The 21,777-nt window shown below is 60.5% G+C and carries 24 protein-coding genes; 16 read left to right on the forward strand and 8 right to left on the reverse strand.

Annotation, left to right across the window (positions count from 1 at the left end; genetic code table 11):
- Nucleotides 1-4: 4 nt before the first annotated feature.
- Nucleotides 5-1,147: a DNA polymerase III subunit beta gene (gene dnaN, locus KTJ77_RS13045; RefSeq protein WP_217338987.1), complete on the reverse strand. Its 1,143-nt coding sequence runs from the start codon at nucleotides 1,145-1,147 to the stop codon at nucleotides 5-7.
- 771 nt (nucleotides 1,148-1,918) lie between these two features.
- Nucleotides 1,919-3,316, reverse strand: coding sequence for a chromosomal replication initiator protein DnaA (dnaA, locus tag KTJ77_RS13050; protein ID WP_217338988.1), 1,398 nt, complete (start codon nucleotides 3,314-3,316; stop codon nucleotides 1,919-1,921).
- A gap of 306 nt (nucleotides 3,317-3,622) precedes the next feature.
- Between dnaA and rpmH the strand changes: the two genes are divergently transcribed.
- The 11 genes from rpmH (at nucleotide 3,623) to KTJ77_RS13105 (ending at nucleotide 10,771) form a co-directional block, all read left to right on the forward strand.
- Complete coding sequence (rpmH, locus tag KTJ77_RS13055; protein WP_067196091.1) at nucleotides 3,623-3,760, forward strand: 50S ribosomal protein L34; 138 nt, start codon at nucleotides 3,623-3,625, stop codon at nucleotides 3,758-3,760.
- 9 nt (nucleotides 3,761-3,769) lie between these two features.
- Complete coding sequence (gene rnpA, locus KTJ77_RS13060) at nucleotides 3,770-4,105, forward strand: ribonuclease P protein component (protein WP_217338989.1); 336 nt, start codon at nucleotides 3,770-3,772, stop codon at nucleotides 4,103-4,105.
- On the forward strand, nucleotides 4,102-4,455 hold the full coding sequence (gene yidD, locus KTJ77_RS13065) for a membrane protein insertion efficiency factor YidD (RefSeq protein WP_217338990.1): 354 nt from the start codon (nucleotides 4,102-4,104) through the stop codon (nucleotides 4,453-4,455). The genes rnpA and yidD overlap by 4 nt, the downstream gene beginning before the upstream one ends.
- Nucleotides 4,456-4,458: 3 nt before the next feature.
- Nucleotides 4,459-5,553 carry a membrane protein insertase YidC gene (gene yidC, locus KTJ77_RS13070; protein WP_217338991.1) on the forward strand — a complete coding sequence of 365 codons (1,095 nt, stop codon included), beginning with the start codon at nucleotides 4,459-4,461 and terminating at the stop codon, nucleotides 5,551-5,553.
- 9 nt (nucleotides 5,554-5,562) lie between these two features.
- Entirely contained in the window at nucleotides 5,563-6,051 is a 489-nt protein-coding gene (locus tag KTJ77_RS13075) for a R3H domain-containing nucleic acid-binding protein (protein ID WP_217338992.1), read from the forward strand.
- A gap of 17 nt (nucleotides 6,052-6,068) precedes the next feature.
- Nucleotides 6,069-6,692 carry a 16S rRNA (guanine(527)-N(7))-methyltransferase RsmG gene (rsmG, locus tag KTJ77_RS13080; RefSeq protein ID WP_217338993.1) on the forward strand — a complete coding sequence of 208 codons (624 nt, stop codon included), beginning with the start codon at nucleotides 6,069-6,071 and terminating at the stop codon, nucleotides 6,690-6,692.
- Between the two features lie 694 nt (nucleotides 6,693-7,386).
- The gene (locus tag KTJ77_RS13085; protein ID WP_217338994.1) at nucleotides 7,387-7,683 is read left to right on the forward strand and encodes a hypothetical protein; all 297 of its coding nucleotides are present in this window, start codon (nucleotides 7,387-7,389) and stop codon (nucleotides 7,681-7,683) included.
- A 75-nt stretch (nucleotides 7,684-7,758) separates the two neighbouring features.
- Nucleotides 7,759-8,079 carry a hypothetical protein gene (locus tag KTJ77_RS13090; RefSeq protein WP_217338995.1) on the forward strand — a complete coding sequence of 107 codons (321 nt, stop codon included), beginning with the start codon at nucleotides 7,759-7,761 and terminating at the stop codon, nucleotides 8,077-8,079.
- A gap of 410 nt (nucleotides 8,080-8,489) precedes the next feature.
- Entirely contained in the window at nucleotides 8,490-9,422 is a 933-nt protein-coding gene (locus KTJ77_RS13095) for a ParA family protein (protein ID WP_217338996.1), read from the forward strand.
- Nucleotides 9,422-10,399, forward strand: coding sequence for a ParB/RepB/Spo0J family partition protein (locus tag KTJ77_RS13100; protein WP_217338997.1), 978 nt, complete (start codon nucleotides 9,422-9,424; stop codon nucleotides 10,397-10,399). Before KTJ77_RS13095 ends, KTJ77_RS13100 begins: the two co-directional genes overlap by 1 nt.
- A gap of 18 nt (nucleotides 10,400-10,417) precedes the next feature.
- Nucleotides 10,418-10,771, forward strand: a complete 354-nt coding sequence (locus KTJ77_RS13105) for a tryptophan synthase subunit alpha (RefSeq protein ID WP_217338998.1) — start codon at nucleotides 10,418-10,420, stop codon at nucleotides 10,769-10,771.
- Between the two features lie 189 nt (nucleotides 10,772-10,960).
- Here KTJ77_RS13105 and trxA read toward each other — a convergent pair whose 3' ends face one another.
- The 6 genes from trxA to KTJ77_RS13135 all read right to left on the reverse strand — a co-directional run bounded on the left by trxA (nucleotide 10,961) and on the right by KTJ77_RS13135 (nucleotide 17,117).
- Entirely contained in the window at nucleotides 10,961-11,284 is a 324-nt protein-coding gene (gene trxA / locus KTJ77_RS13110; RefSeq protein WP_217338999.1) for a thioredoxin, read from the reverse strand.
- Nucleotides 11,285-11,356: 72 nt separating this feature from the next.
- Nucleotides 11,357-12,316: a thioredoxin-disulfide reductase gene (trxB, locus tag KTJ77_RS13115; protein WP_217339000.1), complete on the reverse strand. Its 960-nt coding sequence runs from the start codon at nucleotides 12,314-12,316 to the stop codon at nucleotides 11,357-11,359.
- 45 nt (nucleotides 12,317-12,361) lie between these two features.
- A complete protein-coding gene (gene murJ / locus KTJ77_RS13120) occupies nucleotides 12,362-13,963 on the reverse strand; it encodes a murein biosynthesis integral membrane protein MurJ (RefSeq protein WP_217339001.1) in 1,602 nt (533 codons plus the stop codon).
- Nucleotides 13,956-16,124, reverse strand: a complete 2,169-nt coding sequence (locus KTJ77_RS13125) for a DUF6049 family protein (protein ID WP_217339002.1) — start codon at nucleotides 16,122-16,124, stop codon at nucleotides 13,956-13,958. The genes murJ and KTJ77_RS13125 overlap by 8 nt, the downstream gene beginning before the upstream one ends.
- A 180-nt stretch (nucleotides 16,125-16,304) precedes the next feature.
- Nucleotides 16,305-16,778 (reverse strand): S-ribosylhomocysteine lyase, encoded by a 474-nt coding sequence (locus KTJ77_RS13130; protein WP_217339003.1) that lies wholly within the window; start codon nucleotides 16,776-16,778, stop codon nucleotides 16,305-16,307.
- Between the two features lie 93 nt (nucleotides 16,779-16,871).
- Entirely contained in the window at nucleotides 16,872-17,117 is a 246-nt protein-coding gene (locus KTJ77_RS13135) for a hypothetical protein (protein WP_217339004.1), read from the reverse strand.
- 177 nt (nucleotides 17,118-17,294) lie between these two features.
- Between KTJ77_RS13135 and KTJ77_RS13140 the strand changes: the two genes are divergently transcribed.
- From KTJ77_RS13140 to KTJ77_RS13160, 5 genes are all read left to right on the forward strand, one after another.
- Entirely contained in the window at nucleotides 17,295-18,818 is a 1,524-nt protein-coding gene (locus KTJ77_RS13140) for a methyltransferase (RefSeq protein ID WP_217339005.1), read from the forward strand.
- 113 nt (nucleotides 18,819-18,931) lie between these two features.
- Nucleotides 18,932-19,189 (forward strand): DUF6458 family protein, encoded by a 258-nt coding sequence (locus tag KTJ77_RS13145; RefSeq protein WP_217339006.1) that lies wholly within the window; start codon nucleotides 18,932-18,934, stop codon nucleotides 19,187-19,189.
- A gap of 45 nt (nucleotides 19,190-19,234) precedes the next feature.
- A complete protein-coding gene (locus KTJ77_RS13150) occupies nucleotides 19,235-20,662 on the forward strand; it encodes a CCA tRNA nucleotidyltransferase (protein ID WP_217339007.1) in 1,428 nt (475 codons plus the stop codon).
- A 232-nt stretch (nucleotides 20,663-20,894) separates the two neighbouring features.
- Entirely contained in the window at nucleotides 20,895-21,101 is a 207-nt protein-coding gene (locus KTJ77_RS13155) for an ATP-binding protein (RefSeq protein ID WP_254367839.1), read from the forward strand.
- 43 nt (nucleotides 21,102-21,144) lie between these two features.
- Nucleotides 21,145-21,720 (forward strand): carboxymuconolactone decarboxylase family protein, encoded by a 576-nt coding sequence (locus KTJ77_RS13160; RefSeq protein ID WP_217339008.1) that lies wholly within the window; start codon nucleotides 21,145-21,147, stop codon nucleotides 21,718-21,720.
- The last annotated feature ends 57 nt before the right edge of the window (nucleotides 21,721-21,777 follow it).

Here is a 21,777-nt window from a genome sequence, read left to right on the forward strand (position 1 = left end):
GCGCTCAGCGAAGGAGCAGGTTGGGCTGCAACAGGTACTTGAAGTTGTCGCCTGAAGCACCATCGACCGACGTCTGCGCCGTGATCAATACGGGGCTGAGCTTGTTCGCGTTGTCGGTTGAGGTAAACGTGATGCGGGTGAACTCGCTCTTGACAGCGCCGAGGGCCTCGGTCAAGAACTGCGGGTTCAGGCCAATGACGACATCGTCGCCGCCGGAAAGCGTGGCATCGATCGATTCGGATGCGCGAGCCTGCTCGTTGCCTGAAGCATCCATCGTGACCGACTCGTTCGTGAAGGTGAAGCGCAGCGGAGCCGAGCGGTCAAGCACGAGCGAAACACGGCGCACAGCTTCAACGAGATCTGCGGTGTTCACGACGGCGTAGTGCTCAGTCTGCTCGGGGAACAGGCGGCGGACCGGCGGGAAATTTCCCTTGATCAACAGCGAAGTGACGGTTTTGTTGCCTGCCGTGAACGAAATGATCTCGCGATCACCTGATCCGGAGAAGGCAACCGAAATGTTTTCGGCGTGCGAGAACGTCTTGCCAACTTCGAGCAGCGTGCGGGCCGGAACCAGCGCAGTGCTGTCGACGGATTGGCCGTCCCACTGCACATCGCGAAGCGCGACGCGGTAACGGTCAGTTGCGACGAGGCTGAGCTCTGTGCCGGCAACTTCAAGCAGCACACCGGTCAGCACCGGCGTGACATCATCGCGGGAAGCAGCAAAACCGACCTGAGCAATTGCGGTGGCAAATTCCTCAGCAGGAACGAGTCCTGATTCGCCTGTCACTTCCGGGATCGCCGGGTATTCCGCGACGGGCATGGAAGCCAGCGTGAATCGGGCGGAACCACAGGTCAGCAGAATTCCACCATCGTCTTGCGTTGCCAGCTCGATGGGAGCATTCGGCAATCGGCTTGCGATATCGGAAAGCAGCCGACCATGCACGAGGATCGTGCCCGGCTCGTCGATCGTTGCCTCAATGACGGTTCGCGCCGACGCTTCGTAGTCGAAAGCCGACAACGACAAACCCTCGTCAGTTGCTTCGATAAGCACTCCGGCCAGGATCGGCTGCGGGTTGCGCTGCGGCAACAACTTGACGACGAACGAGACGGCTTCGCTGAAAACGTCGCGATTCACGTGGAACTTCACGTTCGCTCCCTTGAACTCCCTGCTTGGGGTTACAACACTAGCGCCACTGTGTGGACAAGCCACAGCCCACAGCCAAATCCGTCAAGGTCATCGGAAGTCTGGCCTATAGAGAGAGATCTGGTTAACAGTGTTAACACCTGTGGATACTGTGGACAACTCTGTGGAAGCCAAGCGAGAGTAGGGAATCACAATGGTGTTACTTGTGGAAATCGGTGTAATTACGCGGGAGAACAACCCTGTGGAAAACTTCCCGAAATCACAAGTTCTCCACAAGCCTTGTCATTTCGTTCACAATCCGTCGACAGGAAAACAGGCTTATCCACAAGTTATCCACACGTGTGTGAAACTCCTTTTTGAGGCCTTCTCGGGCGCGTCGCGGGCGATTTGACGCACTTTTTCGCCTCCAAGGTCATTTTTGATGTCGAGAAACTCGAACGGGCAGAGCGCCAGCGAGCGTTGTTTGGTGGTCGATGCCTGCTTGAGAGAATCCGTTCTGACGACTTATTTCGGCAGCTTTCGAACGCAGCTCATGGTTCCGAACGGAAAATCGTCGAAATAGCGCTCTGAGCGTCGTTGAGAGTGTGGAGCTCACTGAGCCCCGGTGGCGACCTGAGCGCGCACCGGATGGCCGGTGATACCCGTGCCAGGCATGACCGGCGCTGTGTGTGCGCGGAGAATCGTTTCAGACAACGAAAATCCCCGACTTCGAGAGATGAAGTCGGGGATTTTCGGTTTTCGCGCGATTTAACGCGCTGAGATTGATTGTGCGTGTCAGCGGCGGCTGAGCTGCGCGGTGATCTCCGTGACCTGGTTATAGATCGAGCGGCGCTCTTTCATGAGCTCGGCAATCTTCTTGTACGCGTACATCACGGTGGTGTGGTCGCGTCCGCCAAAGAGCTGACCGATCTTCGGTAGGGAAAGACTCGTGCGTTCGCGGCACAGATACATGGCAATCTGACGAGCAGTGGCGACCGCCTGGGAACGGCTGGAACCATAGAGATCGTCGACGGTGAACTTAAAGTACTGCGCAGTCACCGTAATGATGTCGGTCGGAGAAATGACATTTGCCTCAGTCTGGTCAACGATGTCGCGCAGCACCGTCTGGGCCAGACCCATGTCGAGGGTGGAGCGGTTGAGGCTCGCAAATGCGGAGACGCGGATGAGGGCGCCCTCGAGCTCGCGAATGTTCGACGAGACCATGGTGGCGATGTAGGTGAGCACCTCATCGGGAATCTGCAGCCGTTCGCTCTGTGCCTTTTTGCGGAGAATCGCGATACGGGTTTCCAGGTCAGGTGCCTGAACGTCGGTGATCAAACCCCACTCGAAGCGCGAACGCATGCGATCTTCGAACCCGGTGAGCAACTTCGGTGCGACATCACTTGTGATCACAACCTGCTTGTCGTGATCGTGCAGCGTGTTGAACGTGTGGAAGAACGCTTCCTGCGTCTCGGCGCGGCCCTGCAAGAATTGAATGTCATCGATCAGGAGAATGTCGACGTCGCGGTAGCGGGCTTGGAAAGCGGAACCACGGTTGTTGGCGATCGAGTTGATGAAGTCGTTGGTGAATTCTTCGCTGGAAACATAACGAACGCGCACGCCGGCGTAGAGATTAATCGCGTAATCGCCGATGGCGTGCAAGAGGTGGGTCTTACCAAGACCGGAGTCACCATAAATGAAGAGCGGGTTGTAAGCCTTAGCAGGCGCTTCGGCGACGGCGACAGCGGCAGCGTGCGAGAACCGGTTGGACTGGCCGATAACGAAGCTGTCGAACGTGTATTTCGGGTTCAACCTCGTGTCGTGACGAGAATTGTGCGTCTGTACTGGTTCCGGAGCCGGCTCTTCGATCGGACGCGGAATGGGATTCTCGTGCACAGTGACCGGTGCGGTGATCTGCGTTTCGTTGAGTTCAGGGTCGACAGCGATGCGGAATCCGGTCGCCTCGTTTTCGCCGACAGCGGCGAGAGCCTCGCTCATGGGCTGCTTGATTCGCTTGAGCTGGCCGGCCGTTAAATCATTCGGCACCAGGATGTAGAGCATTCCGCCCATCACACCCTGTGCGACGGCGAGGTTAAGGAAGCCATGCATTTGCGGTGTGACGCGGTCATCGGTCGCAAGGTGCTGCATGACGGCTTTCCAGACAGGAACATCCGGAATGTCGTGCTGCGTCATGGCTGTGTTTCCCCCAACGGAAGTGCGCAATGAACCTGAGTTCATGCTGTGGATAACCCGGCGTTTGTGCAACGGTAGCGAGCCGGGTGGGCAAGAGCAACCTCCACTCTACGGCGGATTTGTGCGTGTCTTCTGGGGTTTGACCGGAACGTGGGGATAATCACTAGTTTGGGTCTCAGTTTGCTTGTTGGCCGGGAAAGTCGTAGCCTAAATCGGTTGACTTATGCCCCGCTACGGGTGCATCAACCCTTGTCCGTTAGTCCCCGGAAGCACTCATCCCGGAGACTGCATCTCCGGAGTGACCCCATGAGCAAGCGTACTTTCCAGCCGAACAACCGCCGCCGCGCCAAGAAGCACGGCTTCCGCGCCCGTATGCGCACCCGCGCGGGCCGCGCGATCCTTTCTGCACGTCGTGCAAAGGGTCGCGTCGAGCTGTCGGCGTAACCACTCGCGGTGCTCGCGAGACCGCATCGAATCACCCGCGGAGCCGACTATAAAGCAGTCGTCCGACGCGGTGTTCGAGGTGCTGGCGCACACACTGTGACGTATGTCACCCAGACGGGTGAAGATCGTCCTGCGCGCTTTGGTTTCATCGTGAGCAAGCAAGTAGGAACGGCGGTCGTGCGAAACACGATCCGTCGTCGCCTCAAAGCGATCTGTTCCGAAGCATTGCCTTCGGTGCGAATGGGCGCGGATGTTGTCATCCGCGCCCTTCCGTCGTCTGCCGGCAGCGATTATCAGTCGCTGCGCGATGAAGTTCGACGGTCTTTGGAGAAGAAGGCATCATGACGAGCGCCCTTCCTGCGTACGCTCGCGGCACCGACCACCTCGCGTCGCGCGACTTCTTCCGTTCCCTTCCCCTGTGGCCGCGAAATGCAGCCATTGGCGTTATGACTGCCTACCGCGCCGTGATCTCTCCGATCTATGGCGACGTGTGTAAGTACTATCCGTCTTGTTCCGCCTATGCCGTTGGTGCGCTGCAACAACATGGCCTATTGAAGGGGGCGGCGAAAGCCGCGGCGCGCATCAGTCGCTGCCACCCTTGGGCTCAGGGCGGCGAAGACGACGTTCCCCCTCATCCGCATTTTCGACACGGACTCACGCCGCGTGGGTTTGTCGTGCCGTCTGGAAAGGACTGATCCGTGGATCTGTTTTCCATCATCCTTTGGCCCCTGAAATGGGCCGTTGAAGCGATCCTGGTCGCCTGGCACTGGCTTCTGACTGTTGTCGGTATGCCGGCCGCGAGCGGAACCACCTGGGTACTTGCCATCGTGGGTCTTGTGATCGTCGTCCGTTCGGCTTTGGTTCCGCTGACGGTGAAGCAAATCAAGAGCCAGCGCCGCATGATGGAAATTGCTCCTGATCTGCGTAAAGTCCAGGCAAAGTACAAGGGCAAAAAGGATCAGCTGAGCCGCGAGGCGATGAGCCGCGAGACGATGGCACTGTACAAGAAGCACGGCACCACGCCGGTTTCTGGTTGCCTGCCGTTGCTTGTGCAGATGCCCATCTTCTTCGCTCTTTTCCAGACGCTGAACGAAGTCAATACGAACGCAGACAAGGGCAAGGGTGGCGTTGGCTTCCTGAGCGCCGAACTGACTCAGCAGTTCAACGATGCGAAGTTGTTTGACGTTGCATCGCTGCATGACTCCCTCATGGGCTCGCTCGAGTCGAAGAACCCGGGCTGGGAACTGACCGTCACCATCCTCGTCATCCTCGTCATTCTGATGATCGGGTCGCAGTTCTTCACCCAGCTGCAGATCGTTTCGAAGAACCTCTCCCCCGAGGCTAAGACCGGCCAGGCCTACCAGATCCAGAAGATCATGCTCTATGTTCTTCCGTTCGCCTTCGTCTTCTCCGGTGTCTTCTTCCCGCTCGGTGTCGTTCTCTACTGGTTCATCTCGAACCTGTGGACCATGGGCCAGCAGTTCATCGTTATTCGCAACATGCCCACCCCTGGTTCCGACGCTGCAAAGGCTCGCGAAGCCCGCCTGCTGAAGAAGGGCAAGGCACTCGATGCCAAGGGCAACGTGATCACGATTGCGCAGTACGAAGCAGAACAGCAGCGACTGCTTGAAGAGGCAGAACAGCGCAAGGTACAGCAGCCGAAGCGTGAACAGCCCCTCGGCAAGAACCGCGCTAAGAAGCAGGCTCAGAAGCAGAACAACGCCAATCAGAGTGGCTCTGCGCAAGCCTCAGATTCGGGCACTGATAGCGCGAATCCCGACGAGAAGAAGTAGGAGGCGACGATGACTGACGCACCCGTGAATGAACCGACCGAAACGGCTGATCTCGAGCAAGAAGGCGACATCGCAGCCGACTACATTGAGGGTCTGCTCGACATCGCTGACATTGATGGTGACCTCGAACTCGACGTTCGCCAGGGCCGCGCCTATGTCTCTGTCGAGTCCGACGGAACGTCGCTGCGCACGCTCTCCGACCCGGAGACGGTGCAGGCACTGCAAGAGCTGACGCGCCTGGCTGTGCAGAACAAGACCGTGCACTTCTCCCGTGTGATTCTTGACATCGGTGGATCCCGCGATGCACGCCAGCAGGAGCTGGAGAAGCTTGTCGACCGTGCCATCGCGCGACTCGATGAGGGTGCTTCACAGGCATCGCTGCCGGCAATGTCGTCGTACGAGCGCAAGCTGGTGCACGACATCGTGTCTGACCGCGGCCTGATCTCGGAGTCCTACGGTGACGGTGCAGACCGTCACACTGTGCTCCGACGCGCTTAGTTTCACGTGAAACATTCATGACACTCGAACAAGAACCCACTGCAGCTGCGACGCTGTTCGGCGACAACATCGACAAGGCACGCGCCTTCACCCAGGCTCTCGCTGAGCAGGGAGAAGAGCGTGGCCTCATCGGCCCGTTGGAACTGCCCCGTCTCTGGACCCGCCACATCCTGAACAGCGCGATCACCGCTCCCCTGTTCTCCGGCCGTGTCGGCGATGTGGGCTCGGGCGCCGGTCTCCCTGGCCTCGTGTTGGCGATTGCTCGGCCCGATGTCGAGTGGGTGCTCATTGAGCCCATGGAACGCCGCGTCAACTGGCTCAACGAGCAGGTAGATACCCTCGCACTCTCGAACGTCACCGTCTTCCGCGGCCGCGGCGAAGAGTGGCCTGAAGGCGCCGTACTCGATGCGGTTACCGCACGCGCCGTGTCAGCCCTACGCACGTTGATCCCCTTCACTGCTCCCCTGGTGCGCGATGGCGGAGAAATCATCTTTCTCAAGGGAGCCTCGGTGCAGAATGAGATCGACGCTGCCGAAAAAGTGATCCGCAAGTACAAGATCTCGGACATCTCGGTATCTGTGCTCGGCGAAGGTGTCCTGGATGAATCAACCCGGGTGTTCCGCGGGGTTGTTCGCGGTTAGACCTGACATTTGTTAGGGCCCGTGTTTCACGTGAAACACGGGCCCTTTTCTTTTCCCTGCTGAGGGGTGGATGGATCGGGTTGCTGGCGTTGAGTTTGGACGGCGGAGCGGGGGATGACTCCGGGGATATCTCCAGGCCGCCCATGCGGGCGGCCTGCCAGACCCGCCAATATCCACTCCGTCATCCCCCACTCCTTCGAACGCCGGGTTCCGTTGCTGGGCTGGCTGAGTTGGTTGCTGGGTTGGCTGAGGTGGGGGGGCGGCGTGGCATCGGGAGCGCTTGGTACAACCGGCTTGGCCGGTTTGCGGGCGAGGTTGGGTGTTGCGCTATGCATCATCAAAAGCGTTACGTCGCGGGATTTTGGGGGAAATGTGCGGGTTGTAGGGCGGCGGTGTTGCATAACGTCGTGGGGTGGGAAGGTGCCATCGGCTTGGGATTCGACGGGCACATAGCACTGGGGTGTAGGGAGTATCTCCGGGGCATGGTGTGGGGGCGGGTAGCGGCTTCGAAGTTTGGCGGTGGTCCGTGCTCTGTTCGCTGTTGAGTGGGCATCGTGAGGGGAAATGAATCTGCGGCGGAGTGTTGACCGTTCCTTCTTGTACAGGGTGGGGGTGTTTCACGTGAAACATCGCACTGAGGTTGGGCAGGCGAGAATTGTTGGGGGGAGACGTTGCGATGGGGGTGTGCGTCGATATGAAGAAGATGGTCTTGTCAGTGATCGCGATTCTGCTGCTTGCTGGGATATTGTACGTCGCTGTCGAAACGCCCGCAGCCACCCCCGTGATAGTTCTGCTTGGTCCTGTCGCCGGTTTCGCACTCATCGGTTTCACAATTTATATCCGCCTGGGAGGTATGGCGGAGCGCACCCGGAACATGAAGGCCATCGTCAGACAAAGACGCGAAGCTGCGGAAGCAGCACGGATGGCAGAAGGCTACTCCCCCGCAAATTCGCCAGATGGTGATCAGCCAGCGACACGCGAAGCGCCGTGAGTGCATGTGCTGTCAGGGTTCCGTTTCACGTGAAACCAAATCGACCCAGCTCTTCAGGGATGTAAGGATGATGACGTGAAGAATCGGATCCTGCTCATCGCATCGATTGTTGCAGGCGGCATGTTGATGTATGTGTTCGCGCGGGGCACGATCAGCATGCCATTTATTGCCGTGTTTGTTTTGATTCCCATCATGGCCCTCGTGGGGCGGTGGCGCGCTGAACGTCTGGTGGATACTCCCGCTTATTGGGAAGCCAATCGGCCCGGTACGGGTGCGGGCCGGCAAAGTAGTTCTTCGCGCGAAAATATCGATGTAGTACCGGATGCCGACGATATTGACTCCCCGCCCGTACGGACTCCGATGTTCCGACTGATAAGTAGCCTACGTTTCACGTGAAACTTTCGCTCCATAAGCACCCCCACTGGGATTTTCGGCGTATCGCCTCGCCCGCTCCCCCGGCTGGAAAGCGCGCGCCTTTGACGGCGACCCCTTATGAGCTCCACCACCCTGCACCCGAGCTCATTAATGAGCGTTGGGGTATTGCATTGCGCATCCGCGGCTGCGCCTCAGTGAGTAAATGGGTCGCACAGGAATATGTTTCACGTGAAACCGAGTGATGCGCACGCACGTCGCGCTGATTCGATGCTTCTCGTGATGGTTTTCGCGCCTGTGTGCAATATCGATGGTGCAGACGTGATCTTTCCTGCCCATTCCGCGGCTGAATTCGCATCTCAGGACAACACGCCGACGCTAGTGTCCGCCATATCGCCTAGAGTAGAAAAGCTGGTCTTCGCGCGTAAAGGAGTGTGTTTCACGTGAAACAGTCCCCCGCTGACGACACCACGATTTTTGGTGATGACACGCCATTGGCGCGTGAACTTGCCGATCTCAGCGCTCGTCGCCGCATCTTGGAAGCCACCGACGTCAATCTCCCTGCCGAGACGCGCATTCTGACGGTATCGAATCAAAAGGGTGGCGTTGGTAAGACGACGTCAGCCGTGAATGTCGCGGCGGCCCTGGCGAGCATCGGCGCTCGGGTGCTCGTCATTGATCTTGATCCGCAGGGCAATGCATCAACAGCACTCGGTGTGCCCCACACCGCTGACATTCCCAGTGTCTATGACGTTCTGATCGACGAGTTCCCGCTCGCTGAAGTCATTCAGCCCAGCCCGGAGTCGGATAACCTCTTCTGCGCACCAAGTACGATCCATCTTGCCGGCGCTGAAATTGAACTCGTCTCACAGGTTGCACGCGAGCACCGTCTGCGTACCGCGATGGAAGAGTATCTCGAGTCCGTAGACATCAAGCCTCACTTCATCATCATTGACTGCCCACCCTCACTCGGACTACTGACCATCAACGCATTTACCGCGGCTGATGAGGTATTTATCCCGATTCAGTGTGAGTATTACGCGCTCGAGGGATTGAGTCAGCTCCTGGGTAGCGTGCAGATGATTCAGAAGCACCTCAACCCGCGACTCCACGTCTCAACGATTCTGCTGACAATGTATGACGGGCGCACTCGACTCGCGCAGCAGGTTGCGGAAGAGGTACGCTCACACTTTGCGGATCAGGTTCTCGAGACCGTGATTCCGCGTTCTGTCCGTGTGTCTGAGGCTCCAAGCTTCGGTCAGACGGTTGTCTCATATGATCCTCAGTCGGCTGGCGCAATTGCCTACCGGGAGGCTGCAGTAGAAATCGTGCGCAAAAGCGCTCGCGAAGGGGAAGGTCGAGCCTAATGGCTAAGCGAACAGGACTGGGTCGGGGAATAGGAGCACTTATTCCGACGTCTGATGCGTCCGAGGCACGTCCGGTCGACGTGTTCTTCCCCGGGGCGCCGGTAGCAAAGGACTCCCCCGCCACGAAGAAGAAGGCTGCTACCGCTGAGGAAGAAGACCTTATCAGCATTCCGGGTCTGCGCCTCATTGAGATTGACCCCAATGACATCGTCCCGAACCCGCGTCAGCCGCGTACGGTCTTCGACCCTGAAGACCTTGCTGAACTCGTGCACTCCGTCAAGGAGTTCGGTGTCATGCAGCCCGTTGTCGTGCGCACGCTCGAAGATGGCACGTACGAACTCATCATGGGTGAGCGTCGGACCCGCGCTTCACGTGAGGCGGGCCTCGCCAAGATTCCTGCCATCGTGCGCGAAACCAGCGACGAAAACCTGTTGCGCGATGCGCTGCTGGAAAACCTGCACCGTTCGCAGCTGAACCCGCTCGAAGAAGCGTCGGCTTACCAGCAACTCCTCGATGACTTCGGGATCACGCACGAAGAGCTCGCCACCCAGATCGGCCGCTCACGCCCCCAGATCAGTAACACGCTGCGTCTGTTGAAGCTCCCCGTCGCCGTTCAGCAACGTGTCGCTGCCGGTGTGCTCTCCGCCGGCCACGCCCGCGCGATTCTCTCGGTTGAGGGTATCGAGGGCATGACGAGGCTCGCGGACAAGATCGTGAACGAAGACCTATCGGTCCGCGCGGCAGAAGCGGCTGCGAAGACTATTGGTACTCCTGCCGGTTCTAAGGCCAAGCCGAGTGCTGGCGCACGCCGCGCCTACCTCGATGATGTCGCTACACGATTGGGCGACCGCCTCAACACGCGCGTCAAGGTACAGCTGGGTGCACGTAAAGGCCAGGTCAACATTGAATTCGCAAGCATTCAAGACCTGAACCGCATTTTGACTGAGCTGGGCGAGGCTGAATTTGGTTCTCGCTAGCTGCCGAACGGCATCAGTGTGACCGAGGGTATTCCGCGGCGCGCGAGTCTGGAACTGCTTCGTGCAGAAGCAGCGGACGAGCGCGCCGTGCTCGTTCACGAGCGTCTTCGCCACGGCGAAGACCCCTGGGAGTTCATGGAAGAGCTCCCCACTGTCGACGAACTTGTCGTCTATTCGCTTCGCGCCGAGAACATCGAATCCAACGGCGGGCAGCGTCCCAACGACGTGCGCAATTATCGCGTCCTTCGCCAGATCGCCCTGGAGTACCCAGATCTCACTACAACGGTCTGGAAGCTCCTCGGACACACGAACACCCACCGAGCCTGGGACGCAGTCACCAGCGACCCCACAGGCCGTCCAGGGGCCGCATAGCGTCACGTTTCACGTGAAACATCACCCCCACTCCCCCGTTTTCACGGAGAGATGTTTCGTCTCGATGTGCTCGTTCAGCTACCGGGGTGCGGGATTTCGTCTCACAGCGCTCGCTCACGGGGTGGCAAAAGTAAGGGGGCTTCGGAACCACGTGAATGATTCCGAAGCCCCCTTACGGCTAATCAGTGATTAGCCGAGGTACTTGGCGAGATCAGCTTCGAGCGCGACCTTAGGCTTGGCGCCGATGATCGTGGTCTCGACCTGACCCTTGTTGAAGACCTTCATCGCCGGGATCGACGTGATCTGGTACTTCATCGCGAGGTCGGGGTTCTCATCAACGTTGAGCTTGATGATCGTGATCTTGCCAGCGTGTTCAGCCGCGATTTCGTCGAGGATCGGCGAAACAGCACGGCACGGACCGCACCACTCAGCCCAGAAGTCGACCAGAACCGGGCCCTCAGCCTGCAGAACGTCGGTGTCCCACGTTGCAGAACTCGTTGCCTGTGCCGTCATGATTCTTCTTTCTGTAGATCGAGCGCGATCGCACTCATCGAATATAACGCCGGCGCACCGGCGGATGTTCCGTTAGACCGCGGCAGCCGTCTCGACGGAGGCGGAACCATCGGCAAGGGCCGCGAGGTAGTGCTCGGCATCGAGGGCTGCCACCGTTCCAGAGCCCGCTGCCGTGACAGCCTGACGATAGGTCGGGTCGAGCACGTCGCCTGCGGCGAAAACGCCCGGAACCGTGGTCTTCGACGAACGTCCGTCAACCCAAATGGTTCCGTCTGCCGTCAGGTCAACCTTGCCGTGCACGAGGTGCGTGCGCGGGTCGTTTCCGATGGCGATAAACAGGCCCTGCACGTCGAGGGTGCTCTCGGAACCATCGACCGTGTTGCGCAGCTGCAGCGAGCTGACAGCGCCGTCGCCGAGCACGTCAGTGACCTCGGTGTTCCAGATGAACTCGATCTTCTCGTTCGCCATGGCACGTTCCTGCATGATCTTGGAGGCCCGCAGGGTGTCCTTGCGGTGAATGACATAAACCTTCGATGCGAAGCGCGTGAGGAACGTTGCCTCTTCCATCGCGGAGTCGCCGCCGCCGACAACCGCGATAACGCGTTCGCGGAAGAAGAAGCCGTCGCACGTGGCGCACCACGAGACACCGAAGCCCGAAAGGCGTTCTTCACCAGGCAGACCCAGCTTGCGGTAAGCAGAACCGGTTGCGTAGATCACGGTCTGCGACTCGATGACCTTGCCATCGCCGAGAGTGATCTTCTTCACTGGGCCGTCAAGGTCAAGCTCAACGGCGTCAGCGTAGGCAATTTCAGCACCGAACTTCTCGGCCTGTGCCTGGATTTTCTCCATGAGCTCAGGGCCCTGGATGCCGTCGGGGAAGCCCGGGAAGTTCTCCACGTCGGTCGTCTTGGTGAGCTCACCGCCGACCTCAACAGAGCTGGCAATAACAAGCGGCTCAAGACCCGCGCGAGCGGTGTAGATGGCTGCCGTCAATCCGGCGGGACCGGATCCGATAATGGTGACCTGACGCACTTTTCCTCCTGGCTTTCAGGTATGTAAACCCATCGTAACCGCGGGTTATTCCGCCGAGCGGCGGCGGAACCGTTTGATGGTGTCGGTAGCGACCGAAACTTCGGGGGCGCGTGCGATGGCCAGCACCCCAATGTAGACAACACCGGCGACAACGCCGATGATGCCGAGACCCAGCATGGCGGTGATTTTGCCATCAAGGAGCCAGCTGGTGCTTCCGCCCAGCATCTGCCACACACCCCACCCAGCAACACCAGCAATCACGCCAGCGATCGCAAACCGGGCATACCCGCGCAGCCATGAACTCGCATTCAGCGAGCCAAAACGACGACGCAACAGAACGGTGGCCACCACAAGCTGCACAATCGTCGCCACCGACTGCCCGAGCGCCACACCGGCAGCGAGCATGCTCAGTGGCAGGAAGGCCGCGGCGAGATATGCGGAGGCCACGATCAGCACACCCTGCAACAGGGTGAAGAAGAACGGCGTGCGGGTGTCGCCGAGGATGTAGAACATGCGCTGAATGACAAAGAGGATCGCCACCGGAATGAGGTTTACCAGGTACGCAAGCAGCACCGGGGCAGACAGAATCGCCTCGGCACCAGAGTTGGTGAAGATGCGCGATGCCGGCACGGCACCCGCGGCGAGAACGGCCGTCGCGATCACGATGAAGAAGCCAAGCGTCCGAATCGACGTATCGATCGTCTCCCGCAACTCCTGCGTCTTTCCGGCGCTCCCGAACTCACTCATTCGGGTGAAGAACGGCGTACCGATCGACAACACAATGACCGAATACGGAACCATGTAAACCAGCCACGCATTGCTCATCACGAGCCCGGCGGGGTATTCACCCGAGGCGTCAGAAACCACCTGGCTCTGCACAATGCCACCAATGGTTCCGACCATCACCATCAGGAAGGTCCAGCCGGCCATTCTGACGATCTCGCCGAGGCCAACGCCGCGCCACTGAAAGTCGGGGCGCACGCGCAGTTTGGCGCGCTTCCAGAACAGCATCAGCACGAAGAATTGCACGGCAATACCGAGGGTCGCGGAACCACCGAGCAAGGCAATGCGGTCGGGTGTCCAGTCTTCGATAACCGTGAGGTTGCCGCCGTACAGCCAAATGATGAGCGCGAATCCGGCGGTCGACACGATGTTGTTGACGACCGGTGCCCACGCGTACGGGCCAAACACATTACGTGCGTTGAGTGTTTCGCCGATGAGCGCGAACACCCCGTAGAAGAACAGCTGGGGCACGCACCAGTATCCGAGCGCGACCGCGAGAGCCTTTTGCGGCGCGGAGAACTGTGGTGAATACAGCTCGACAAGCAGCGGCACCGCCAGCATCGCGAGCACGGTGATGACGAAGAGTCCAACAACGCCGATCGTGAAGAGCTTCGAGATGAAGGCCGAGCCGCCGTCAGCGTTGCGTGCGGCTTTCACGACCTGCGGAACCACGATCGCTGTCAGGAGGCCAGCCGAGACCAGCGCGTAGATCGCGTTGGGTAGTCCGTTCGCGGTGTTGAACGCGTCACCGACGGCGAAGACGCCAATGGCGGTCACCAACACCATGGTGCGAACAAGGCCCGTCAGGCGTGAAACCAGGGTGCCCGCCGCGATAAACACGCTTGCGCGCCCGATGTTAGCCATTCAAATCCTTGGGTTCTGCGTCATGACGCGCGGCATCTGTGGATCCTTCGGCGGAGCCATGGACCGCACTATCTGGCGCGATAGCGGAGGTATATTCCGTTTGGGTACGGGCTTTGCGTCGTTTATTCACTGTGCGGTATATACCGCCGGCGAACAGCAGGATGACGAGCGCTACCGATACAGCGACGCCAATCTTCTCCCACTCCGCACGCACGAGAACATCCGTGTACATGGGGGCACCGATTTCGTGTCCGTTTTCGGCAGTTAGCCAGAACCGAATCGTCACGTCGCCATTACCGAGCCCGGCCGTCACCGGAATCAGGACTTTCGTCACGGCCCCCGCCTGCGCTTGCACCGTGGTCGGTGATTCGACGGTCAGGCGGAAGTCATCGGGTTGAGCCCAGAGCTTGAGCGTGGCCGGGAACGGAAGGTCATTTCGCACCTGCAACGGAATCGATGAACCGCTCGTCAGAAACTGAATGGTCGAGATCGGCGCGATATCAATAGCGTCAAGAGTTTCTGCAACCGATTCTTGGTGATCGGCAACGGCGGCGTCCCAGTCCGCGTTGCCAACCCAGGCAGCTGAGAACAGTTGCAAAACCTCGGCACGGTCCGCACCCGTGATGAGTGTCGGGTCGGTTAAAACAACCGCCATTGCGGCCAGTGGCGTTTCGTTCTGCAGGAGAGATGTCAACGTGTTCGCACGGTCAGTCGGCTCAGGCGCAGCCGTCGCTGAAGCGGGAACCGGCGTTTCTGCCCGCAGCAACAGGTCACCGGTAAGGCGACCGTTTGATGCCGCGGTCAGAGCGGTGAGCGTTTCGGTCGTCGCGGCGGCGTCCCACTCCACGCCGCGATCGAATGCCACGAGCACCCGACTGTCGGCAGCCACGCTCGCGTGTGCCAATAATGCGCTGAGGTCATCGTTGCGTGACACCGCGTCGTCTTCAGAAACGGTGAGCGACAGCGCCGCTGACAGCTCGGCGTCATAAACGAACGCGTCTGCACCCGTGGCCTCAAGCGTGACGTGTGGCTGTGTCGCCGCGACCTGGGCGGATGACAGCAGCAGCGTTTTACTTTCGGCAGCCGCCCACTCCGCGGTCGCCTGCGTCATGGTTCCGCTCACTGGCCACGCCAGGTCATCGCGGGCACCCGGAATCGCGATCAACTCGTCAAGTGTCGGAGCGGTGCTTGGCACGGCCGTGGGGCTCGGTGTTGTCGCATCGTCTGGCTCGGTGAAACTGGCGTCCAGGTAGCGGTTAAGGGAGGTCGGGCCGAGGTCAGCCGCATTGGCGCTGACCAGAGTCGCAATGTCGGGGTCGGCAAAAGGCAACGCAAAAATGTCGTTGTCGAGCGCCTCGAAATCAGCAAGCCACGACTGCACGGAGGCAGGAGCCGCGGTGCCAAGTACCCGCATCGCTGCGATAACCGCCGGGTCAACAGCGACGATCACATTCGCCTGCTGCGCTGCACGCATCGCGATGGTGAGGTGGCCGTCAGCAGCCGTGAGCTCGGCAAGAGCCGCGGGGGTAAGCAGCCCAGAACTGATGGCGGGCGCCGTGAACGGAACCACAACCGCCACGCCGTCGTCGGCACTCGGCACCGAGATGACGGCGTTGTCTGTGCGGGTCACCGCGCCAGCAACATACGAAACCTGAATCGGGTAGACCCCGGGAGTGAGGCTGGTGAGCGCAGAAACGATGCGCGAACCACGAATCTCAAACGCGGACGAGGCATCGGCGTCTTGTGGATCAACGGTGACGGTTCCGATATCGATGAGCGGCGCCGACGACACCTCGTTGCTGAGCCAGGCACTGATATCGCCTTCGTTACTCAGCGCCGCCGCACCAATGCGCAGAGTCGCGGTGCCGCCTGCCGTCACGTCGGCGGCGTCTGTCGTGAGGCGCACGTCGACGACGAGGTCGGTACCCGGCTGGAAGATTCCGCCGGTGCGCGCGGCCGCAACGATGGTTCCGGAACCATCGGCTGGCGTCGGCTCTGGAGCGGGGCTGACCGGAGTGGCTGAGGGTGTGGGTGTCGCGTCATCCGCAGCGAACGCGGCGGGTGCCATCACGAGAGACGAACCAACCACAAGCGCCGCGGTGCAGAGTGTCGCCGCGTGGCGCCAGCGCAGGGCTGAAGGGAGAGATCGCGTCGTGGTCATAGTCACATGGTCGGGTGAACACATGCCACACGACTGCCTTGATTCTAGGACGCAACCCTGTCGCTACCCTGGCAGCACGACCAGAACCCGCGAGCGAGCGTTGTCATCTCGCCCCGGATATCACCCTGTGTGCGTCGTGCGCGCCCGCGGAACGCCCGAGACAACAGCGCAGGTACGTGCCTAGACTCCGACGCGGCGGAAGGCGTCGCGGCTGAGGCCCTGCGCCACGATGACCTTCGCCCATTCGCGGGCGCTATGCAGACTGTGGTCACGGTAGTTGCCGCAACCTTCGGCAGAAACACCCTGCACATCGCTCCACTCGGCCTCGTTTGCGATGAACTCGAGGCATTCGGTGATGGCAACGGCCACCTGTTCCACCATGGGCTGACCCCACGTGATCAGGTGAAAGCCCGTGCGGCAACCAAACGGTGAAATGTCGATCACTCCGTCGAGGCGATCGCGCAACAGGCTCGCGAGCAGGTGCTCGATCGTGTGCAGCCCTGCGGTGGGAATTTCGCCAGCGTTGGGCTGGACGAAGCGCACGTCAAAGTTGGAGATTTCATCGCCTCGAGGACCGGCGCTCACACCGATCAGGCGAATGTACGGTGCGAGTACTGCGGTGTGGTCAAGCGTGAAGCTTTCAACCTCGGCCATGGGTTCTCCGTCCCTCAAAGATTGGATCCCCTTGAACATAGCGAACGGCGCCGCGCGGATCCGACACGCACGACACCGTTCGACATCTATGGGCTACTTGAGGCCTCCGTCGCAGTGATCCTCGTTGACACCGCCCCAACGGCCGTGTTCCATGCAGTCCTTGCCCTTGTCAGGCTGAGGGTCCTGGCGGGCCGGCTTGTTGCTGTTGCCGTGGTCGCTACCGTCACTCTGCTCAGAGTGTGCGGGAGAGGCAGTCGCGGAGGTCGCCACCAGGGGCATTGCTCCGAAAGTGAGAAGACCGGCGACCATGATGCTGCCGGCGATGCGCTTGATGGACATATGACCTCCTGTGGGGACTCGTGGCGTACGTTTCGTCACGTCCGAAGATTAGGCCGATCTCATGTTCGCTGGCGAGGGTTTCCGAGACTCCTCCTGACCACACGCGCGGAATTTGCGCAATTTTGGAACCTCGCCTCCGTAGAAACGCACGTCGTCTCCGCGTGATGCAATAGAGAGGTGCATATTCACGCTGATTCCGCCCTCATCGCTGCTCTTGCTGACGACCTTCGTGAGGCACGCTTCACGTCGGAGAGCATTCGTGCCGCGTGGGGTGTGGCTGCAGACAACGCGTTTGCCCGCGGAACCAGGGTGCCTGCACTGCGTGCGCTGAAGAATCGTACGGATGCGACTGCCGTTCTGGCTCGCCTATTCGTCCTCGGCGTTGCGCAGCCGGCGGCAGACGTTGCCGCAGCGGTGCCGACCGTGGGCCTTGAGGGGTTGCGTGCGCTGAGCCTCATTCGCGGAGATGACATGTGCGCGCCGACCGTGCTGATTCGGCCGCAGTCGTTTGTGGATGAAGCGGGTGTCGGTGAATGGTGGGTCGCCAGCGACCTGGACGAAACAGCTCTCGGCGGCGCACTCCCCGATGACCACGTCTTGGGAGTCGGGGGCGCATCGCTGACGCTTGCCGGACTCCAGGTTCCGACTCCAGCCGGGAGTGTTTTTGACCTCGGCACCGGGTGTGGCATTCAGGCGCTGCGTGCTCGGCGTCATGCCGATCGGGTGGTCGCTACCGATATTTCAGAGAATGCGCTGGCCTTCGCGCGGTTCAACGCACTGCTCAATGGGGTGGCTGACATTGATGTGCGCGCTGGCAGCCTGTTCGAACCTGTGGCGGGCGAGACGTTCGATCGCATTGTGTCGAACCCACCATTCGTGATCACACCGCGCCGTGATGACGTGCCAGCGTATGAGTATCGCGACGGCGGGATGCAGGGCGATGACCTCGTTGCGGCGGTCTTCGCTGGCGTTGGCGAGCACTTGAAGCCGGGCGGAATTGCGCAGTTCTTGGGCAATTGGGAGTACCGCTGGGGCACAGACGGCCTCGACCGTGTGCGCGCGTGGGTCGAAAACTCGCCGGTGCCATTGGATGCGTGGGTCATTGAACGCGAACAGCTTGACCCGGCGGAGTACGCGGCGCTGTGGATTCGTGACGGCGGAACCGTGCAGGGTACGGATGCACACGAACTGCTGCTGGATGCGTGGCTTGACGACTTTGCGCACCGCAACGTCACAGCCATCGGATTTGGGTATGTTTTGCTGCGCCGCCCGGTTGAAGGTTCGCCGACGCTTGGCCGTTTTGAACGTGTCACCAGTCCGATCCCTGCGGAGGGGACGATTGGTGCGCATCTTTCCGACATGCTCGCGGCTCACGACGCGGTTGGCATGCTCAGCGACGATGATCTCGCAGCGTTGCACCTGGTGACAGCGCCAGACGTCACCGAGAAGCGTCACTATTTGCCAGGCGCGGAAGACCCCACGGTGATTGAACTCAACCAGGGCTCCGGCTTTGGTCGTGCGCTCTCCGTCGACCCTGATCTCGCCGCACTCGTCGGCGCATGTGACGGTGAGCTCTCGCTTCAGCAGATCAATGACGCGATTGCGCACCTGTGGGAGGTTGATCCCGTGGCCCTCCGCGCTGACCTTCTCCCCCGCGTGCGTGAACTGATTATCGGCGGATTCTTGCGCACCTCGGCATAGCGCGGCGCCAAATACCCCAGGTCACCTCCGCCGGTCAACCCTCTTCTGTGCGCATGTCGATTCGCCTAAAGTCGCGTCACATAGCAAAGCAGCACATCCCCAGAGGAGGCAGCATGACCATCGGATTCGGAATCTTCATTTTCGTCGTCGGCGCGATCTTGGCATTCGCACTCAACTTTGAGGTCGACTGGGTCGACCTCAATCTTGTCGGGTACATCATGATGGGTGCAGGCGCGCTGATGTTCATCATCGGACTTGCCGTCATGTTTAGCCGTCGCTCGTCGTCAAGTGTTTCCTCGACGCAGGTTGACCCTGCGTCCGGAAATCGTGTGACTCGCACCGAAACGCAGATGCCGAACGACCAGGTGTAGCCCGCAGTCATCATCTGTTCAGCGCCGTTTCGGTAGGCTCGAAGCATGCTGAACATGGTGGAGGGTCTCGCGCGCCTTCAAGCAGTCGCAACCTCACCCGTCGTCGCTACGGTTGCGGAGGCTTTTGCCGGTGCAGGCAAAGATCTTGCCCTCGTCGGTGGTCCGGTTCGCGACGCTCTGCTTGGGCGCCCGACCCACGACCTCGACTTCACCACCAACGCGCTGCCAGACGAAATTCTGGCGATCGTAACGCCCATTTCGACGACCCAGTGGGACATTGGACGAGCCTTCGGAACCATTGGTGCACGTGTCAAAGGCGAGAATGTCGAGATCACGACGTATCGCGCGGATGCTTACGACGGTGTCACCCGCAAGCCCGTCGTCGCCTTTGGCGACAGCCTCGATGCCGACCTGACCCGTCGCGACTTCACGGTCAACGCGATGGCGCTGAAGGTTCCGGCCGTCACGCTCGTCGACCCCACAGGCGGCGTTGAGGACCTTGTCGCCGGTGTGCTACGCACCCCGATCGACCCGCAGATCAGCTTCGGCGATGACCCGCTGCGCATGCTCCGCGCCGCCCGTTTCGCCTCTCAACTGGAATTTGCCGTCGCCGAGCCGACCCTCGAGGCGATCGTTGCCCTGCGAGCCACGATCAGCATCGTGTCGCCCGAGCGCATCCAGTCTGAAATTGTGCGCCTGTTGCAGACGGACGACCCGTCGCGCGGCATTCGTATTCTGGTGGAGTCGGGGCTCATCGACGAGTTCATGCCAGAGGTTTCGGCACTCCAGCTTGAGGTTGACGAGCACCACCACCATAAAGACGTGTACGAGCACTCACTGACGGTTCTTCGCCAAGCGATCCAGCACGAAAAAGAGCGGTTTGGTGACGCGGAACCAAATATTGCGTTGCGCTTGGCTGCACTGCTGCACGACGTGGGTAAGCCCCGCACCCGCAAACTTGAGCCCAACGGTGGCGTGACCTTTCATCACCACGACGTTGTCGGCTCCCGCATGGTGAAAAAGCGTCTGCAGGCACTGCGGTTTGACAATGACACGACGGCCGCGGTCGCGAAGCTTGTCGAACTGCACTTGCGTTTCTTTGGTTATGCCGAGGGCGCGTGGACAGACTCAGCGGTGCGCCGTTACGTGCGCGATGCCGGCGATCTGCTTGCCGAGCTGCACATTCTTACGCGTGCCGACGTGACCACGCGCAATAAGAAGAAGGCGGCGCGCCTCGCTCGCGCATATGACGACATTGAAAAGCGCATCGATGAACTTGCGGAGCAGGAAGAGCTCAACTCGCTGCGACCCGAACTCGATGGCAACCAGATTCAGACGATCCTGGGCATCGGGCCTGGCCGCGAGGTCGGCGAGGCGTACAAGTTCTTGATGGAGATTCGCCTTGATGAGGGAATCATCGGCCAGGATGCCGCAGAACAACGCCTCCGCGATTGGTGGAGCGCCCGCGCGTAAGAACACGCAGGCTGGCTTCGCCTCGCGCACCACGTCTGCGGTCACACGGCGGCTTATCGTCGTGCAGGTGACGGCCGGGTAACCGTGTCGCAAAGTTGCGACACGACGGCGACAGCGTTGCAACAAAGGCTCGATAGTCTGGCCATATGAACACAGAATCTCGCGCTGTTCGCACAGTGCGTGGCCTTGTGACCGGAGTCAGTGTGGGCGTTCTCGCCCTGGCTATCGCCGGTTGTTCTGTGGGGCCGCCGATCAACCGCACGTGTTTGATGAGCTGGCTCGGGCCGGAAACGCGCGCGATATCGCCGGCTCCGGCATCGGTCTGACGCTCGTCGCGACGGTCCTGCGTCGTCACGGCGGCGGCGTCGCCCTGCGCTCAGCAGAAGGGGCTGGCACCGTTGTGACTCTGCACCTTCCCGTGCACGCCCCTCAGCGCTAGCGACCCCCTTTTCCCAGGTCCCGTCCGGGTGTACTTTCCTGGCATGATCATCACCGTCCCGACCCTCGCTGAGGTGACGGGCCACGCCGCCGACATGTATGCATCCGACATGTCTGACGACGGGTTTGTGCACACCTACACGCAGGCGATGGCAATCAACCCCGAAGCACATCACGCCTTCGAGTCGCTGATTCGTGCCCTCGTTCCTTCGCTCGGAGTCCGCAACTACGAGGCCGCAACACTCGGCGCGGCCCGTGCGATTGGCTCTGCCCACTGCCTCCTCGCGCACGGACGAAAGTCGGTGAACGCGGGACTCACTGATGCCGCCGGTCTGCGCGGCTTTGCTCACGATGACGACAGCGCCTTCACTGACGCTGAGCGGGCCATCATGCGTTTCGCCGCCAAACTCAGCTCTGCCCCGACGACGATGACCGACGCCGATTCTGCAGAGCTTCGAACGCACGGGTTTAGCGACCGGCAGATTGTTGACATCACCCTCGCCGCCAGTGCTCGCAACTTCTTTAGCCGCGCTCTGCTCGCGCTCGTGGTTCCGGTCGATGACATGCCGGGGCTCGACCCTGATGCTGCGGAGGCACTTCGCGCACGCGCCGTTCGCTGAGGTGGTGCGTTTCGGCTCACCCCCTGACTAGATGTAAGCGGGTGCCGTCAGGCGAGC

This window comes from Microbacterium sp. NC79, from assembly GCF_019061125.1.
GTDB lineage: Bacteria > Actinomycetota > Actinomycetes > Actinomycetales > Microbacteriaceae > Microbacterium.

Excerpts from the sequence above, each read along its gene's own strand:
- dnaA (WP_217338988.1), bottom strand. The coding sequence starts at position 3,316 with ATGACGCAGCACGACATTCCGGATGTTCCTGTCTGGAAAGCCGTCATG.
- rpmH (WP_067196091.1), top strand. The coding sequence starts at position 3,623 with ATGAGCAAGCGTACTTTCCAGCCGAACAACCGCCGCCGCGCCAAGAAG.
- yidD (WP_217338990.1), top strand. The coding sequence starts at position 4,102 with ATGACGAGCGCCCTTCCTGCGTACGCTCGCGGCACCGACCACCTCGCG.
- KTJ77_RS13075 (WP_217338992.1), top strand. The coding sequence starts at position 5,563 with ATGACTGACGCACCCGTGAATGAACCGACCGAAACGGCTGATCTCGAG.
- rsmG (WP_217338993.1), top strand. The coding sequence starts at position 6,069 with ATGACACTCGAACAAGAACCCACTGCAGCTGCGACGCTGTTCGGCGAC.
- KTJ77_RS13085 (WP_217338994.1), top strand. The coding sequence starts at position 7,387 with ATGAAGAAGATGGTCTTGTCAGTGATCGCGATTCTGCTGCTTGCTGGG.
- KTJ77_RS13100 (WP_217338997.1), top strand. The coding sequence starts at position 9,422 with ATGGCTAAGCGAACAGGACTGGGTCGGGGAATAGGAGCACTTATTCCG.
- trxA (WP_217338999.1), bottom strand. The coding sequence starts at position 11,284 with ATGACGGCACAGGCAACGAGTTCTGCAACGTGGGACACCGACGTTCTG.
- murJ (WP_217339001.1), bottom strand. The coding sequence starts at position 13,963 with ATGGCTAACATCGGGCGCGCAAGCGTGTTTATCGCGGCGGGCACCCTG.
- KTJ77_RS13125 (WP_217339002.1), bottom strand. The coding sequence starts at position 16,124 with ATGACCACGACGCGATCTCTCCCTTCAGCCCTGCGCTGGCGCCACGCG.
- KTJ77_RS13130 (WP_217339003.1), bottom strand. The coding sequence starts at position 16,778 with ATGGCCGAGGTTGAAAGCTTCACGCTTGACCACACCGCAGTACTCGCA.
- KTJ77_RS13135 (WP_217339004.1), bottom strand. The coding sequence starts at position 17,117 with ATGTCCATCAAGCGCATCGCCGGCAGCATCATGGTCGCCGGTCTTCTC.
- KTJ77_RS13145 (WP_217339006.1), top strand. The coding sequence starts at position 18,932 with ATGACCATCGGATTCGGAATCTTCATTTTCGTCGTCGGCGCGATCTTG.
- KTJ77_RS13150 (WP_217339007.1), top strand. The coding sequence starts at position 19,235 with ATGCTGAACATGGTGGAGGGTCTCGCGCGCCTTCAAGCAGTCGCAACC.
- KTJ77_RS13160 (WP_217339008.1), top strand. The coding sequence starts at position 21,145 with ATGATCATCACCGTCCCGACCCTCGCTGAGGTGACGGGCCACGCCGCC.